14 protein-coding genes and 1 pseudogene are annotated in these 14,765 nt (G+C 73.9%); 9 read left to right on the top strand and 6 right to left on the bottom strand.

Annotation, left to right across the window (positions count from 1 at the left end; genetic code table 11):
* A pseudogene (locus IE329_RS37250) lies at nt 1-299 on the top strand (cytochrome ubiquinol oxidase subunit I); the annotation flags it as partial.
* A 136-nt stretch (nt 300-435) separates the two neighbouring features.
* Here the strand turns inward: IE329_RS37250 and IE329_RS37245 are convergent.
* A complete protein-coding gene (locus IE329_RS37245; protein WP_229928072.1) occupies nt 436-2,157 on the bottom strand; it encodes a transposase in 1,722 nt (573 codons plus the stop codon).
* Between the two features lie 894 nt (nt 2,158-3,051).
* On the opposite strand from IE329_RS37245, the gene IE329_RS37240 reads away from it, so the two are divergent.
* From IE329_RS37240 to IE329_RS37230, 3 genes are all read left to right on the top strand, one after another.
* Entirely contained in the window at nt 3,052-3,453 is a 402-nt protein-coding gene (locus tag IE329_RS37240; protein WP_190215490.1) for a YccF domain-containing protein, read from the top strand.
* The gene (locus IE329_RS42155) at nt 3,428-3,634 is read left to right on the top strand and encodes a YccF domain-containing protein (RefSeq protein ID WP_373311424.1); all 207 of its coding nucleotides are present in this window, start codon (nt 3,428-3,430) and stop codon (nt 3,632-3,634) included. Before IE329_RS37240 ends, IE329_RS42155 begins: the two co-directional genes overlap by 26 nt.
* Nucleotides 3,635-3,784: 150 nt before the next feature.
* A complete protein-coding gene (locus tag IE329_RS37230; RefSeq protein WP_190215489.1) occupies nt 3,785-4,510 on the top strand; it encodes an RraA family protein in 726 nt (241 codons plus the stop codon).
* A 58-nt stretch (nt 4,511-4,568) separates the two neighbouring features.
* On the opposite strand, the gene IE329_RS37225 is transcribed toward IE329_RS37230, so the two are convergent.
* Nucleotides 4,569-5,411 (bottom strand): class I SAM-dependent methyltransferase, encoded by an 843-nt coding sequence (locus tag IE329_RS37225; protein ID WP_190215488.1) that lies wholly within the window; start codon nt 5,409-5,411, stop codon nt 4,569-4,571.
* Between the two features lie 139 nt (nt 5,412-5,550).
* Here IE329_RS37225 and IE329_RS37220 point away from each other — a divergent pair, with 139 nt between their 5' ends.
* Nucleotides 5,551-6,153, top strand: a complete 603-nt coding sequence (locus tag IE329_RS37220) for a TetR/AcrR family transcriptional regulator (protein WP_190215487.1) — start codon at nt 5,551-5,553, stop codon at nt 6,151-6,153.
* Nucleotides 6,154-6,584: 431 nt separating this feature from the next.
* On the opposite strand, the gene IE329_RS37215 is transcribed toward IE329_RS37220, so the two are convergent.
* On the bottom strand, nt 6,585-6,893 hold the full coding sequence (locus tag IE329_RS37215) for an SCO5918 family protein (RefSeq protein ID WP_190215486.1): 309 nt from the start codon (nt 6,891-6,893) through the stop codon (nt 6,585-6,587).
* 302 nt (nt 6,894-7,195) lie between these two features.
* On the opposite strand from IE329_RS37215, the gene IE329_RS37210 reads away from it, so the two are divergent.
* Together IE329_RS37210 and IE329_RS37205 are read left to right on the top strand one after the other, a co-directional pair.
* Entirely contained in the window at nt 7,196-7,399 is a 204-nt protein-coding gene (locus IE329_RS37210) for a cold-shock protein (RefSeq protein ID WP_190215485.1), read from the top strand.
* Nucleotides 7,400-7,882: 483 nt separating this feature from the next.
* On the top strand, nt 7,883-8,392 hold the full coding sequence (locus tag IE329_RS37205; protein WP_190215484.1) for a hypothetical protein: 510 nt from the start codon (nt 7,883-7,885) through the stop codon (nt 8,390-8,392).
* A gap of 58 nt (nt 8,393-8,450) precedes the next feature.
* Here the strand turns inward: IE329_RS37205 and IE329_RS37200 are convergent, their stop codons facing one another.
* Nucleotides 8,451-10,352 carry an ABC transporter permease gene (locus tag IE329_RS37200; protein WP_229928071.1) on the bottom strand — a complete coding sequence of 634 codons (1,902 nt, stop codon included), beginning with the start codon at nt 10,350-10,352 and terminating at the stop codon, nt 8,451-8,453.
* Nucleotides 10,353-10,513: 161 nt separating this feature from the next.
* Between IE329_RS37200 and IE329_RS37195 the strand changes: the two genes are divergently transcribed.
* The gene (locus IE329_RS37195; protein WP_190215482.1) at nt 10,514-11,878 is read left to right on the top strand and encodes a sensor histidine kinase; all 1,365 of its coding nucleotides are present in this window, start codon (nt 10,514-10,516) and stop codon (nt 11,876-11,878) included.
* Complete coding sequence (locus IE329_RS37190; protein WP_229928070.1) at nt 11,875-12,552, top strand: response regulator; 678 nt, start codon at nt 11,875-11,877, stop codon at nt 12,550-12,552. The genes IE329_RS37195 and IE329_RS37190 overlap by 4 nt, the downstream gene beginning before the upstream one ends.
* A gap of 67 nt (nt 12,553-12,619) precedes the next feature.
* Here the strand turns inward: IE329_RS37190 and mug are convergent, their stop codons facing one another.
* Nucleotides 12,620-13,180 carry a G/U mismatch-specific DNA glycosylase gene (gene mug, locus IE329_RS37185; RefSeq protein WP_190215481.1) on the bottom strand — a complete coding sequence of 187 codons (561 nt, stop codon included), beginning with the start codon at nt 13,178-13,180 and terminating at the stop codon, nt 12,620-12,622.
* A 176-nt stretch (nt 13,181-13,356) separates the two neighbouring features.
* The gene (locus tag IE329_RS37180; protein ID WP_190215480.1) at nt 13,357-14,661 is read right to left on the bottom strand and encodes a DUF2254 domain-containing protein; all 1,305 of its coding nucleotides are present in this window, start codon (nt 14,659-14,661) and stop codon (nt 13,357-13,359) included.
* Nucleotides 14,662-14,765: the final 104 nt, after the last annotated feature.

The raw sequence follows: 14,765 nt of genomic DNA, 5'->3' as shown, positions 1-14,765 counted from the left end.
CCTCGGACGGCTTCACCACCCTGAACACCGTCTCCACCATCGGCTCCTTCCTGCTGGGGATCTCCACCCTCCCGTTCCTCTACAACGTCTGGAAGACCGCCAAGTACGGGGAGAGGACCGAGGCCGACGACCCGTGGGGCTACGGCCGGTCACTGGAATGGGCGACCTCCTGCCCGCCGCCGCGGCACAACTTCGTCACCCTCCCGCGCATCCGCTCCGAGTCCCCCGCCTTCGACCTGCACCACCCCGACATCGCCGAACTCGACCGGCTGCAGAACGACCGCGAGCCGCTGCAGTGACCCTCGGCGGCCGCCCACGGCGCAGGGCTTCCCGTCCCGCCAGCCCCTCGGTTTCCCATCCTCCGTCGCCGGGGGCTCCACGGCCGCCGACGAGCCTCGGGGCGGCCTTGGGCGGGCGGGTCGAAACGGATGGTGATCACTGCTCGGTTCGGAACGATTCCTGGGTGATCAGCATTACGCGCTGGTCGATTCGCGCTTCGATCCGGATGGGCGGCACGAGGTCGAGCTCTGGAAGTGGTACCCGAGTCACGTCCGCCAGGACAGCGTTGATTCGCTCCCACGTCCCGTTTGCGGACCACACGTTGAAGTGCTGAGAAGCGGTACTTGTCGAACCGTACTCCGCTCGCAGTGCGGGCCAGGGGACCCCTCTGCGAGCCTTGGCGAAGATCGCCTCCACAGACCGGCGTACTCGGCCGTTTCGGCCCTTCGGTAGCAGCGGCGCGATCAAGCGCCACTCGTCGTCCGAGAGATCGGACGCTGGCACGTCCAACTTCGCCGCTCGGTACCAGGCCTCAACCGTGCACTTCATTCCCGTGCGCCGTAGCGGTACGGGCCCTTCGACGGTGACCTTCACATGCAGGAGGGCCAAGATCTCGGCCTGCTCCTCAAGCGTCATGGCTGCCAACTGATCCCGGGTCAACTTCGTGATCTCAAGCAGGTTCACGGCACGGGGGCGGAAGTCTTCGATCTCGCCGAGCCAGGCCGCTGCTTCGGCACGCATCTCGACCAGCAGTTCCACTTCCTCGCGGAGCGCCTTGGTCGCTGCCGTGAGGGCATCCGCCGACTGCTGCTGTTTGGCCGAGGCCACGCGCACAGCGGCGATGGCGGCGTTCATTCCGTTGATCTGGCGATCGAGGTCGGCAATCCGGTGCGCATGTGCGGTTTGGCTGCCCCCTGTCATGTCGACCCGCTCGGGGGTCGGTGTTCCGAGGCCCTTCACGTTCCCGAGGAGGGTGACGACCTCTGACCAAACGCGAGCCTCGATCGGGTCAGCTGCCAGGTACGAGCAGTCGCAGGTCCGCTGACCGGGAATTCGCTCGAACTTGCCGTTGCATCGATAGTTGCGGCGTCCGTGTGCCATGGTCTCGTTGCTGGCACCGGTGCAGGGGGTGTTGCACAGGCTGATCAGGCGGCCCGTGAGGGGGTAGGCCGAACGCCGGCGACCGCTCTTCCTGGCCCTCTCGGCGGCTGCGGCGCGAAGGCGGTCGGCTTGGTCCTCGGTCAGGATCCGTGGGAGTGCGATCGCTATCGACTCGCCCCGTACCGGCTTGCCGTTGGCATCGATCTGCGCGTGATCACCGCGAAATATCATTTCTCCGTCGAGTACAGCGCGGGACAGGATCCGGTCCCGGAGATTTGCGCTCGACCAGGGAACGCCGGAACGGCATTTGATTCCTTCCGCATGAAGCCGGATGGCAATCTGGCGGAGGGTGAGATTTTCCGTCACCATCATGGAGAACACGCGCCGGATGGTGGCCGCCTCGTCTTCTGCCACAACGAGGTGTGAATTCCCCTTGCGGCCCTTGTCGTGGATCCGGTATCCGTACGGAGGCCGGCCCCCGATGTGCGGAGAGTCTTCGACCTGTGCCTTCTCCTGCAGTCCACTCTGGGTGCGGGTCCTGATCGTTTGGTACTCGGCCTCAGCCCGGTCGGCCTGCCGCCGCATCTCGCGACGGCCCTCCACAGTGGTGCTGTCGATGTCGGCGTCCACGATGGCGACGAAGATGCCCATGTCTTCGAGTGCCCATGCCCAGCGCCAGAAGGCTCGGCCGGTCCGGCCGATGGTGCGACCCTCGTTGACAACGACCACGTCGAAGGGGCGCGGCACGTGGGCGGCGTCCGCCATCAGCCGCTTCAAGTCCGGCCTGTCGGCGGCATCCAGACTGCCGCTGATGCCTTCGTCCCTGTAGGTCCCCCCCGTGGGTCCAGCCTTTGCGGGCGATGTGAGCGCTCGTCCGCCTTCCCTGACTGGCAATGCCAAAACCGAACTTCTGTTCGTAGGTGCTCACGCGGAGATAGTCCACCGCGCGAAGGGCGGAGCCGGATTCGGTCCGAGCTGTCAGGCCGGTCGAGGCGCGGTCGAGTGTGCTTTCATTGGCCATGTCGGCTCCGGGTGGTCGGCCGGCCCCGGGGCGGTTGCAGCCGCCGCCGGGGTAAATTAATTACCGCAGCCTATATCCTTCTCGAATGCTCCGCCGGGATTTGTGAAATGTGCGGATATCCGACCAGGGGTCTAATATGATCTTTGGATGTTGGCTTTGCTCGGCCCGTGCAGTCGTTTGGTCGAACTCCGGATCTCCTTCATCGCAGTCATGTCGGGCGACGCCGTTCGGCTCGGACGAAAGCCGCCGGGGTGGCCCAGTCGCCCCGGTTTCCCGGGCCGATCGCGTCAGGGGGGCAGTGTCGGGCGCGGCGTGGCGCACACCGATGGTTCGGGAAGGTCGGCGTCCGTCGGGCGGGCCGGCCGGCCCGCTCCGGCATCGAGGGGGCACCTGTCGGTGCAGCAGCGTCCCGTGCTCTTCTGCGGTTGTCCGCTCCCGTACTGGAGTGGTGTCCGGAGGACGGCCGTCCGGCCCCTCAGCGTGCCCCTTGTCTCCTGTTGCCTCGTGCCCCGGGTGCAGGTGATTGTCGCTTTGGGGCGGGGGCTCGGTCGCGCGGTTCGGCCTGAGGGCCGGATCACGTCGCGGCATCGGCCGGGGGTGACCGAGGGCGATCGCGGGCGGGCCGAGGAGGTGCGTGGCAGGCTGGTTCCATGAAGGTGATCGAGTCTGTCCTGAACATCCTCTGGCTGATCTTCTGCGGCATCTGGATGGCCATCGCGTATGCAGTCGCCGGAATCATCTGCTTTATCCTTATTATTACAATTCCATTTGGAATCGCCAGCTTCCGCATTGCCGGATATGTCCTGTGGCCTTTCGGGCGGACGACAGTGGTGCGGGAGGACGCGGGCGCCGCGTCGTGCGTCGGGAACGTCATCTGGCTGGTGTTCGCCGGCTGGTGGCTGGCGCTCGCCCACGTCGCGACGAGCATCCCGCTGTTCCTGTCGATCATCGGGATCCCGTTCGGGTGGGCGAACCTCAAGATGATCCCGATCTCGCTGATGCCGCTCGGCCGCGAGATCGTCTCCACTGACCAGCGGTTCGCCGGTTGGTGAGGTTCCCACCCTGAGTCGACCTGGGTTCGTCCTGACCGATCCCGGGGCGACTCGCATCCCGCTGTTCCTGTCGATCATCGGGATCCCGTTCGGGTGGGCGAACCTCAAGATGATCCCGATCTCGGTGATGCCGCTCGGCCGCGAGATCGTCTCCACGGACGAGAAGTTCGGCGCGCGCTGACGGCGCCCGCCGTCCGACGGGGTGGGTGGCGGCGCGGGAGCCGCGGGCCGGGGCTACCGTGCGGCCGCGCTCCTTGCCCCGTCCGGCGGGCGGGGAGGAGACTGCGAGATCCGACCGGAGTCCGCCGGGCCGGGGATCGGAGTGAGCCCGATGAGCGACCGGTCGCCGGCCGTGGAGACGTCCGCCTTGTCCGCACTCGCCGCACTGTCCACCGCGCACCTCGCGGACGCCTGCGTGCGCCTCGGGCTCGAAGTGCGTTGCGGGCCTTCGGAGCTGACGGCGGTGGACGGCGGGATGCGCTGCGCCGGGCGGGTGCTGCCGGTGCGTCATGTCGGCAGCGTGGACATCTTCTTCGAGGCGCTGGAGTTCGCCCGTCCGGACGACGTGCTGGTGATCGACAACGGCGGACGGCTCGACGAGGCCTGCATCGGCGACCTGGTGGTGCTGGAGGTCCAACGCGCCGGGCTGGCCGGCATCGTGGTCTGGGGCCTGCACCGCGACACCCGGGACCTGCTGCGGATCGGACTGCCGGTCTTCACCCTCGGTGCCACCCCGGCCGGCCCGCTCCAGGTCGGCGGGCGGCTCCCGGACGGCCTGGAGCGGGCCCGGGTCGGACCCTGGACGGTCACGACGGCCGACGTGGCCGTCGGTGACGGCGACGGCGTGATCTTCCTGCCGGGGGAGCGGACGCGGGAGATCGTGGCGGCGGCCGAGGCGATCCGCGACGTCGAGGAACGGCAGGCGGCCGCCATGCGGGCCGGGACGTCCCTGCGCCGGCAGACCGGGTTCGCCGACTACCTGGCCGCCCGCGCGGCCGACCCGGCGCTGACCTTCCGTGAGCACCTGCGGGCCACCGGCGGGGCGATCGAGGAGTAGGGCGCCGGACCCCGTCCCCGCCTCCGCCGGAAGGGCTCCCCGCGGCGGTGGCCCGCCTTCAGGGCGCGACGGCGGTGACCACCAGGGCCGCCCCCCGGAGCCGGACGCCCGCCGGGCCGGCGTGCGGCCTCAGGGCGGCCGTCAGCGTGTCCTCGGCCCGCCGCGCGGTGGCCCGGTCGGCCCCGGCGAGCAGGTGGTGGGCCGGGCCGGAGCCGAGCAGGAAGCGGGCGGCGTCCGCGGCGTCCCGGCCCCAGTGCATCGGGGCCTCGACGGCGGTGGCGCCGATGTCCGCGTACCCGGCGCCCGCCAGCACCTCCCGGACGCGGCCGGGCTCGGCGAGCGAGAACATGCCGGGGTCGCCGGGGGTGGGCGGTGGCGGGACCGGCAGGTGCTCGCCGAGCGCGGTCAGCACCCGGAGCCAGTCGTTGCGGCCGGGGTCGCCCATGCAGACGAAGGCCAGCCGGCCGCCGGGGCGCAGCGCGCCGCGGATGTTGGCGAACGCGGCGACCGGGTCGCCGAAGAACATCGTCGCGAACCGGCTGACGGCCACGTCGAAGGCGGCCGGGGCGAAGGGGTGCACCTGTGCGTCCCCCTGCACGAAGGCGGCGTTGGCCAGGCCCTCGCCCGCGGCCTCGGTCCGGGCGCGGTCGAGCATCGGGGCGGACAGGTCGATCCCGAGGGCCCGGCCGCCGGCCGCCTGCCGGGCGGCCAGCCGGGTGGTCCGGCCGGCGCCGCAGCCGATGTCGAGCACGTGGTCGCGCGGGCCGATCGCGGCGGCGGTGAACAGGGGCTCGTCGAAGCCACCGTTGACGGCGTTCCAGCGGTCGTGGTGGTCGGCCCAGTGGTCACCCTCGTAGCCGTTCCAGGCCTGCGCCTGCTCGGTGTTGACGACGGGATGCATCGCGAACTCCCTCCGGTCCGGTGCGGGCCGCCCACTAGTATGGGCGCCTGCCCATACCGTATGGGCAGGCGCCCATACCGGCAAGGGGTATCGGTCGGGGCGGGGCGGCCGCGGTCACGGGCGGCCGGGAAGGAGCGCGATGTCACCGCGAGGAGTGCCGATCACCGACGTCCGGGAGCGGCTGTTCGCCGCCGCCGAACGGGTGTTGGCGAGGGAGGGCCCCGGCGGGCTGTCGAACCGCTCGGTCACCGGCGAGGCGGGCTGCGCCAAAGGCGTCCTGTACAGCCACTTCGCCGATCTGGACGAGTTCGTGGCGGAGCTGGTGCTGGACCGCTTCCGGGCCGTCGCGCAGGGTGCCGAGGGCCTGCCCGGGCGCGCCGGGCAGGGGACGGTGGCCGGGAACCTGACCGGGACGGCGCTCGCCCTGCTCGCCTCCAGCGGTCCGGCGGTCGCCTCGCTCGCCCTCACCAGGGCCGGCGTGTCGGCGCGGGTCAGGGCGGCGATGGAGGGCGGCGCGCCCGGGATGCCGGAGGTCGAACGCTCGCTCGCGGCCTACCTGGAGGCGGAGCAGCGGCTCGGCCGGCTGGGGGAGGCGGCGGACTGCGCGGCGCTGGCGCTGCTCGTGGTGGGCACCGTCCACCACCTGCTGATGACGGCCTGGACGGGCTCGGCGGACCCGGCCGAGCGGGTCCGGGGGTTCGTCGCGGAGCTGGTCCGCGGGGCCGGGCCGGCGGGTGCCTGAGGCGGCAGGCGCCTGACGGCGGCGGGCGCATGGGGCGGTCCGTCCCGGGGCCGGGATCCATTCACCGGACCGGCAGGCGCTTCGGCGGGCGGCGGCGCCCGACGGGTCGATGCGGGGCCCGGGCGGGCGTGGGCGGGCCTGGTGTCGGCGGGCCGGCCCCCGGCGCTCCTGGGCCGGCTCCGGCCCGGCTCCGGCCCGTCCCCGGCCGGCGCCCCGGCACCGGTGGAGCGGTTCGGCCCGCCGGGCGTACCTCGGACCGGACGTACCTCGGAGGTACCTCGGACCCACCGCGTCCGGACGCACCGAAAAGCCCGGCGGCCCCGAGGGGCCCGTCCGGGCAGCGGTTCAGGTCGGCCGTCCGGAGCGCCGCCCCGCGAGCGGGGCCGGCCGGGGGCCGGGCCGGGGAGCGGCCGTGGCCGGTCGCCGTACGGTCAGAAGCCCAGCGGGTTGTCGGTGGCCTCGGTGCCGGCGGCGGGCTCGGTGGGCTCGGGCGCCTCGGCGACCGGGGGCGAGGTGCGGCAGGTGAAGCCGAGCCGCTCCATCGCGCGGTACACCTCGGCGGCGCTGAAGTCCCGGCGGTCCTGGCGGGTGATGACCGCGCCGACCTGCTTGACGGGGTACCAGCGACGCCCGATCCGGACGGCCTCCGCCAGGGCGGGCTCGGGCTTGATCCCGGCCATGGCCTTCTCCACCTCGTTCGCCTCCAGGTAGAACGAGCGGCCGGCGATGGTGGAACGCATGTTGCCTCACGGGTGTGGTCGGGGAGCGAGTGGTCCTCTAGGTCGAGAGTCGCACATCGGAGCCCGCCGGCGCGAGGCCTGAATTTTCTGGCGGACACGGGTCATTTGCCCCCCGGACCGTGCTACGCTCGATACCAGTTGCAGTTTTGGTTCCCATGAACTTATGTGTGCGCCTGCTGGTTTCGACCTAGGCGCACTTTTTTGTTTTTTGCCCGGATTCTTTTCCGGACGGGGCAATCAGTGCGACGGCAAGGTGATCCGCGAGGTGCGGGTCGCCGGTTCAGCCCCGAAGGAGAATGAATATGGCTACTGGCACCGTGAAGTGGTTCAACGCCGAGAAGGGCTTCGGCTTCATCGAGCAGGACGGTGGCGGCGCCGACGTCTTCGCCCACTACTCGAACATCAGCGCCCAGGGCTTCCGCGAGCTCGTCGAGGGCCAGAAGGTGCAGTTCGACGTCACGCAGGGCCAGAAGGGCCCGCAGGCGGAGAACATCACCGTCATCTGATGACAGTGCCGAAGTGCGCGGCGTGAGTCGCTGACCGTGGGGCCCGCAGATTTTCTGCGGGCCCCACGGCCGTTCTGTGCGGATTTCCGCCCGGAACCTCCGGAGCACCGGATCGGGTCCACCGCGTGCCGGTCGCCGGACGATCTTCCTTTTGGGTCCGGACCGGGGAATTCCGGTGCGCGCGACGGGGCGCCCGGCCGATTCGACCGGCCGTGCCGCCACCCGGGCGACGGCGCCACCGGGAATTCACACAATCCTTCCTTCGCGTTCCCACGCCCGGCCGGCGGGGCTCGACCGGGTCCGCGCCGGCGCGCGGCGCTCCCGGCACGCGGGGGAGCGGCGGGGCCGGGCGGTATGACATCCGTCATCCGGTAGTGGTGACGCCGGATCGTGGTGGGGCACCGGCCGCCCGAGCAGAATCGTGTCCACCGATCGGGCGAACGCGCCGGACCGGACCACACGCTTCCGGGGGAACAGATCACCATGGGCAACCGAGCCGCCGCCGTCCCGGTCACCGTCCCGGTCACCGTTTCGCCCACGGTGGTCCCCGTCACCGCCGTCCCGCCCACCGCGCCGTCCCGGCCGGCCCGGGCCGGATCGGCCGCCGGGCTGCTGGAGGCCGTGCCGCGCCTGCCGGTCTGGTTCTTCGGGTTCGAGGCCGTCCTGGCCGCGTCCTTCGACATCATCAAGGCCTTTCCGCAGGCCTGGCCCGCGCTGGTACTGGTCGGCCTGGTCAACATCACCGTCTCGCTGACCGTGCTGCGCGGCCGCCTCCGGCTGGCCAAGGCCCTCTGGCGTGGCAAGGGGACCCGCAAGGTGGCGGCCGGACTGGTCGCGGTGCGCCTCGGAAGTCACCTGCTGCTGGGCGCGGTCGGCCTGGGGATCACCTCGACGTTCGGCCACGTCGGCTTCGCCCTGGTGATGGCCGCGCTCACGGTCGGGCTGCTGGCCTGGACCCAGCGCACCGCGCTGCGCGCCCTCGGCGCCGCCTGAACGAGCCCGGCCCGAGCCGAGTCCGAGCCCGTCCGGGCGGCCGGCGGCCGGTCACGGCTCACCGCGCCACGGCCGCCACCGGGCGGCCGCGCAGCGCCCAGACCGTCGACAGCGCCGCGCACGGCACCGTGATCACCGCGGCCGCCGCCGTCACCGCGCCCACCGTCCCCCAGGGCAGCGGCACGGGCGCACTCACCCCGAGCACGGCCAGGGCCCCGTGCATCCCGGCCAGGTTGAGGCCCGCCACCGCGCAGCCCAGCACCGCGCCGGCGGTCACCACCAGCAGCGACTCGGCGGTGACCAGCGTCACCACCTGCCCCCGGGTCGCCCCGGTCAGCCGCAGCACGGCCAGCTCAGGTCGGCGGTCGGCGGTCGCCATCACCAGCGTGTTGGCGAGTGCGATCCCGGTGTAGAGCAGGGCCAGGCCCAGCACCAGGGCGCTGCGCAGCCGGGCCGTCCGGTTGTCGGCGGGGTAGGCGGTAGCGAGCCAGGCGTCCCGGGTGGCCACCGTCGCCCCGTGCGCCCGGGCCTCGGCGCGCAGGCGGGCGTCCGTCCCGGCCCGGTCGGCGCCGGGCAGCAGCCGCACGTCGATCCGGTCCACCACGGCGCCCGGGGCGTTGCGGGCGGTGACGTACAGGCCGTTGTCGCCCAGGCCGTCGCGCAGCACGGCGGTCACCCGCAGGGTGGTCCGGCTGCCGTCCGGGCGGACCACCGGCACCCGCTGCCCGACGGTGTGCTGCGGCCACTCCTCGGGCAGCACCACGCCGTCGTCGTCGAGTGCGGCGACCGAGCCGGCCAGTACCGGCAGCCGGGACACCACCGCGAGCGCGGCCGGATCGGCCGCCCGGGCCTCGGTGGCGACGACCGCGCCGTCGGGCTCGACCACCGAGAGCCTGGTCCCGGCGGTGGGGGAGACCACCAGGCCGGGGACGGCGCGCAGCGCGTCGGGCAGGCCCGCGCCGGCCGCCCCGGTGCCCCGGCCGCCGGGCGTGACGACGTAGTCGGCGGCGCTCTGCGCCCTGGCCTCGGCGGCCCTCGCCGCGCTCACCGTCTGCAGGGCTCCCGCGAGGGAGCCGGCCAGCGCCACCGCGACCAGGACCGGCGCCGCGACGGCGCCCGTCCGCCGCAGGCCGGTCGTCGCGCCCTCCCGGGCCAGCCGCCCGGTGCAGCGGGTCAGCCGGGCCGGCAGCCAGGCCAGCAGGCGCAGCAGCGGGGGCGTCAGCACGGGCGTGAGCAGGGCGCAGGCGCTGATCAGCAGCATCGGCTGGGTGGTCCAGGTCTTGCGGGCGAGCAGCCGGCCCGGGTCGGTGGCCAGCGCCGTGGCGACCACGGCGGCCGCGGTGAGCAGCAGGCCGGCGGCCCACGCCCAGCGGCCGGCCGTCATCACCCCGGTGTCGACGTCCGCCTCGCGCAGGGCGTCCAGCGGTCCGGTCCGGCCGGCCCGGCGGGCCGCGACGGCGACCCCGCCGAGGGCCACCAGCAGGCCGGTCGCGAAGGCGGCGTACAGCGGCCAGGAGGCCGTGCCGGCGGTGAAGCCGGGCGGGGCCATGCCGGCCGTGACCAGCTGGGCGGCGAGCCGGGGCGCGCCGGCCCGGCCGGTCAGGCACCCGGCGGCGGAGGCGGCCGTGCCGAGCAGCAGGGCCTCCGTCAGCACCGTCCGCCGGACCTGGGCGGGGGTGGCGCCGGCCAGTCGTAGCAGGCCGAGTTCCCGGCGGCGCTGCGCGACCGCGTACGCGTAGGTGGACGCCACCACGAAGGCGGAGACGAAGGTGGACACGCCGCTCGCGGTGCCGAGGACGGCGTACAGCACCACGGCGTCCTCCCCGGGCGGCAGGGCGGGGACGCCGGCCAGTCCGAGCGTCATCGCGGCCGTCAGGGCGACGCCGAGGGCCAGCGCGACGAATGCCCCGGTCAGTGAAGTCCAGCGGGCCCGTAGTGACTTCAGGGCGATCCTTGTCATCCTCATGCCTCCAGGCAACCGGCCGCGGCGAGCCGTCGCACCAGCCCTGGGCCCCGTCCTGGAGGTAGGGCCCGCCCTACCGCGCCGGCTGGTCCGGCGGCCTAGGCTTCCGGGAGGAGGGCCGGCGGCGGACGGCACGGCGGACGGGGGAGTGGGCGCGGATGGACACCGGTACGGCCTGGCAGGCGCTGCGGCGCCCCGGCCTCCTGCGCTCCGGCCGGCCCTGGCGGGCGGCCGGTTACCTGCTGCTGACCGGCTCGGCCGGGCTGCTGATGGGCACCGTGCTGCTGCTCTGCGGGACCGTCGCCGGGGTGCTCGCCCTGGTGCTGGTGGGCCTGCCGCTGCTGGCGGCGCTCGCGCTGGCGGGGGTGCCCTTCGCGGCGTTGGAGCGGCGGTTGCTGCGGCTGGTCGACGGGAGGCCGGTGGCGGCCCCGCACCGGGAGCCGGCCCGGCCGGGCCTGGCCGCGTGGCTGCGGGTGCGCTTCCGCGAGCGGGCGACCTGGCGGGAGTTGGGGTACGCGGCGCTGGCGGGGTTCGTCCTGTGGCCGGTGGACCTGGTGGCGGTCGGCTTCGTGCTGGTGGTGCCCGGACAGCTGATCGCCTCGCCGCTGCTGCTCGCGCTGGACGGCGAGCAGGTCAACGTCCTGAAGGTCTGGCAGGTCGAATCGCCGTTGGTCGCCGCCGTGTTGGCGGTCGTCGGGGTGCTGCTGCCGGCCGCTCTGGCGTACCCGCTGACGGCGCTGGCGGCGGGCCGGGCCGCGCTCGCCCGGATCCTGCTGGAGCCGACCGGGCAGGAGCTGCGGATCGGTGAACTGGTCAGCTCCCGGGCCCGGTTGGTGGATGCCTTCGAGGCGGAGCGGCGCCGGATCGAGCGCGACCTGCACGACGGTGCCCAACAGCGGCTGGTCGCCCTGTCGATGGCCCTGGGGCTGGCCCGGCTGGACGCCCCGCCCGGTGGTCCGCTGGCTGTCCGGCTCGCCGAGGCGCAGCGGGAGGCCGTCGAAGTCCTGGCCGAGCTACGGGAGTTGATCAACGGTATCCATCCGCAGGTGCTCACCGACCGCGGGCTGCCGGATGCCTGCGCCGATGTCGCCGACCGGTCCCCCGTCCCGGTCGAGGTGGTCTTCGACCTGCCCGGCCGGCTGCCGGCGGCGGTCGAGTCGGCCGGCTGGTTCGCCGTCTCCGAGGCGCTGGCGAACATCGGCAAGCACAGCGGCGCCCGGAGTGCCCGGGTCGACGGGCGGTACGCCGGCGGCCTGTTGACGATCGAGGTGCGGGACGACGGGGTGGGCGGCGCCGACCCGGCCGCGGGCAGCGGGCTCACCGGGCTGGCCGACCGGGTGTCGGTGGTCGACGGCACGCTGACGGTGAGCAGCCCGCCCGGCGGCCCGACCCTGCTACGGGTGGAGATCCCCTGCGCACCTTGCCCGCCGTCCCTGCCTTGCCCGCCGTCCCTGCCGGGCCTGGCGCCGCTGCCGGGTCCGCCCGCCCAGCTGATCCCGCCGAGCCCGCGGAGGCCGTCGTGATCCCCGTGCCGTCCGACGGCCCGGGGGCCGGCCTGCGGGTGGTCCTGGCCGAGGACGCGGTACTGCTGAGGGAGGGCCTGATCGGCCTGCTGGACCGTTTCGGCCACCGGGTGGTGGCGGCCGTCGGCGACGCCGAGGCGCTGCGGGCGGCCGTCGAGGAGCACCGGCCGGACATCGTGGTCACGGACGTCCGGATGCCGCCGGGCCAGAGTGACGAGGGCCTGCGGGCCGCCGTCGCGCTGCGCCAGCGGTGGCCCGGACTGCCGGTGCTGGTGCTCAGCCAGTACGTCCAGCGCTCCTACGCCGCCGAGCTGTTGGACTCCGGCGACGGCTCCGCGGTCGGCTACCTGCTGAAGGACCGGGTCGGCCAGGTGGCGGAGTTCCTCGAAGCGGTCGCCGGGGTGGCGGCCGGCGGTACCGTGGTCGACCCCGAGGTGGTCCGCCTGCTCCTGCGCCGCCGCCGGGATCCGCTGGAGCGGCTCACCCCGCGCGAGCGGGAGGTGCTGGGACTGATGGCCGAGGGCCGGTCGAACGCCTCGATCTGCCGTGAACTCGTGGTCTCCGAGGCCGCGGTGGGCAAGCACATCGGCAACATCCTGGCCAAGCTGGACCTGCCGCCGGCCGTGGAGTCGCACCGCCGGGTGCTGGCGGTGCTGGAGTTCCTGCGGAGCTGACCCGGCCCCGGCCCCGGCCCCCGGCCTCCTGTCTCCGGGGGCCTGTCCCTGGCGACAGGAGGCCGGCTCACGCCGGTGGGCCGACGGCCTCGCGGAGCTTGCGGAACTCCGCCGCCAGCGCGTCCAGGGTGTAGTGCGCGTTCAGGCCGCTGGGGTTGGGCAGCACCCACACCTCGGTGTCGCCGAGCCCCTCCGGCCGGCGCCCCACCGTGGCGCGGGGCTGCCCGAAGGCCGTCCGGTAGGCGCCGATGCCCAGCACCGCGAGGGCCCGCGGGCGCAGCCGGGCCACGCGTTCGGTGAGGGCGGCGCCGCCCTCCAGCAGCTCGGCCCGGGTGAGCTCGTCGGCCTTGGCGGTGGTGCGGGCGGCGACGTTGGTGATGCCGAGGCCCAGGGCGGGCAGCTGGTCCTGCTCGTCCGGCCGCAGTTGGCGGGGGGTGAAACCGGAGCGGTGCAGGGCCGGCCAGAAGCGGTTGCCGGGGCGGGCGAAGTGCCGGCCGGTCGCGCCGGACCACAGGCCGGGGTTGATGCCGCAGAAGAGCACGGTGAGGCCGGGTGCGACGACGTCGGGGATGGTCGCGTCCTGGGCGGCGGCGAGCTGTTCCGGGGTGGGGCGGGAGGAGGTCTGCACCCGCCCAGTCTGCCCGCTCGGTCTGCCCGCCCGGCCGGTGCGCCTGCCTGCCGCCGGCCCTGTTCGCCCGCCTTCCCGCCTTCCGGCGTGCCTCCCGGCCGGACCGGCCAGGCCCGGCCAGGCCCGGCCAGGCCCGGACGGGTTCGGACGGGGCCGGCCTGCCCGGACCCGTCCGGTCAGGGCAGCCCCAGCCGGGCGGCGAGTTCCCGCACCGGCAGCAGGTCCGCGGGCTGCCTGACGTGCGCTTCGGCGTCCAGCAGCACCAGCCGGGCCTGCTCGGCGACGGCGGCCCGCCGGGCCGGGTCGGTGACGGTGGCGGCGGCGTCGCCGAGCAGCCGCAGCAGGGCCAGGCAGACGGCCGGCTCGGCGCAGCCGTACCGGCGGATCTGGCCGCAGGCCAGGTCGAGGTACTCGGCGTACCGGTGGCCGGCGGCGCTCACCCGCAGCCGGCCGTCCTCGTCGGTGTGGGCCTCGTCGCCGAGCGCGCGGGCGCCGAGCGGGCAGAGCACGGTGGAGAGCCGGTCGAGCACCTGGACGGCGCTGTACGGGTCGTTGATCGCGGGCGACAGCGTCCGCAGGCCGATGTCGACGAGCTGGCGCATCCCGAAGGCGGTGTCCTGCTGGAGGGTGCGTTCCGGGCCGACGGCCACCGCCTGGCGCAGCGCGCGGGCCAGCGCGGCCCGGTCCGTGACGGGCCCGCCGGCGCGGGACCAGGCCAGTGCCAGCGGCTCCACCCCCGCCACCACGTGGTCGCCGATCCGGGCCGTCACGGCGACCACCGCGTCCTGGCGCACCGCCTCCTCCAGCAGCCGTTCCGGGTGGAAGGTTTGCAGGTAGCCGGAGTGCGGCGAGTGGAACAGGACGGCGCCGGGCGCCGGCTCCGGGCCGGGGCCGTCCTGGGCGGCGGCCGGCGCGGCCGGGGCGGGCAGGCCCCGGACGGTGTTGCGCGCCACGGTGTTCATCACGGTGTCGATCCGGATCGAGTGCGCCACGTGGTGCACGAAGTAGACGAGCATGCCGAGGCTGACGAAGACCAGCACGATCGCGCCGGTGACCGCGATCCGGGGGAAGTCCTCGTCCGCCGCCTCGGCGGTGCCGACGGTGTAGAGCCCGGCGGTGCTGTAGGCGAAGGTGGCGACGAAGACGGCCAGCACCACCTGGTTGGGCCGGTCGCGCAGGAAGTTGCGCAGCAGCCGGGGCGAGAACTGGGTGGAGGCGACCTGCAGCGCGACGATGGTCAGGCCGAGGACCAGCGCGATCACCGTCACCATGGTGGCGCTGATCGCGGTCAGGACGTCCCGGGCGTCGGAGGCGGTGCCGGCGAAGGCCAGCGGGTGCAACGGCGAGGAGTCCGGCACCCGGACCCGCGACAGCGTGCTGCCCGCGATCAGCGCCAGTGCCACGGCGACCAGGGGCAGGACCCACAGGGCGCCTCGCAGGTACTCGCCGAGGGCCTCGCCCCGGGCCCGGATCGGACGCATCGGCACCTCCCGCAGCCGGTCCTCCCATCGTCGCCCATCGCGCCCGGGCCGACATCTCAGTGCCGGGCGCCCCGGCCGCCGTCTCCGTGCCGGGTGCCGAGCGC

Origin of the sequence: Kitasatospora indigofera (assembly GCF_014655955.1) — a bacterium.
Lineage (GTDB): Bacteria > Actinomycetota > Actinomycetes > Streptomycetales > Streptomycetaceae > Kitasatospora > Kitasatospora indigofera.
The sequence above is the reverse complement of the archived record's forward strand: the minus strand, read 5'-3'. Positions and strand labels throughout refer to the sequence as shown.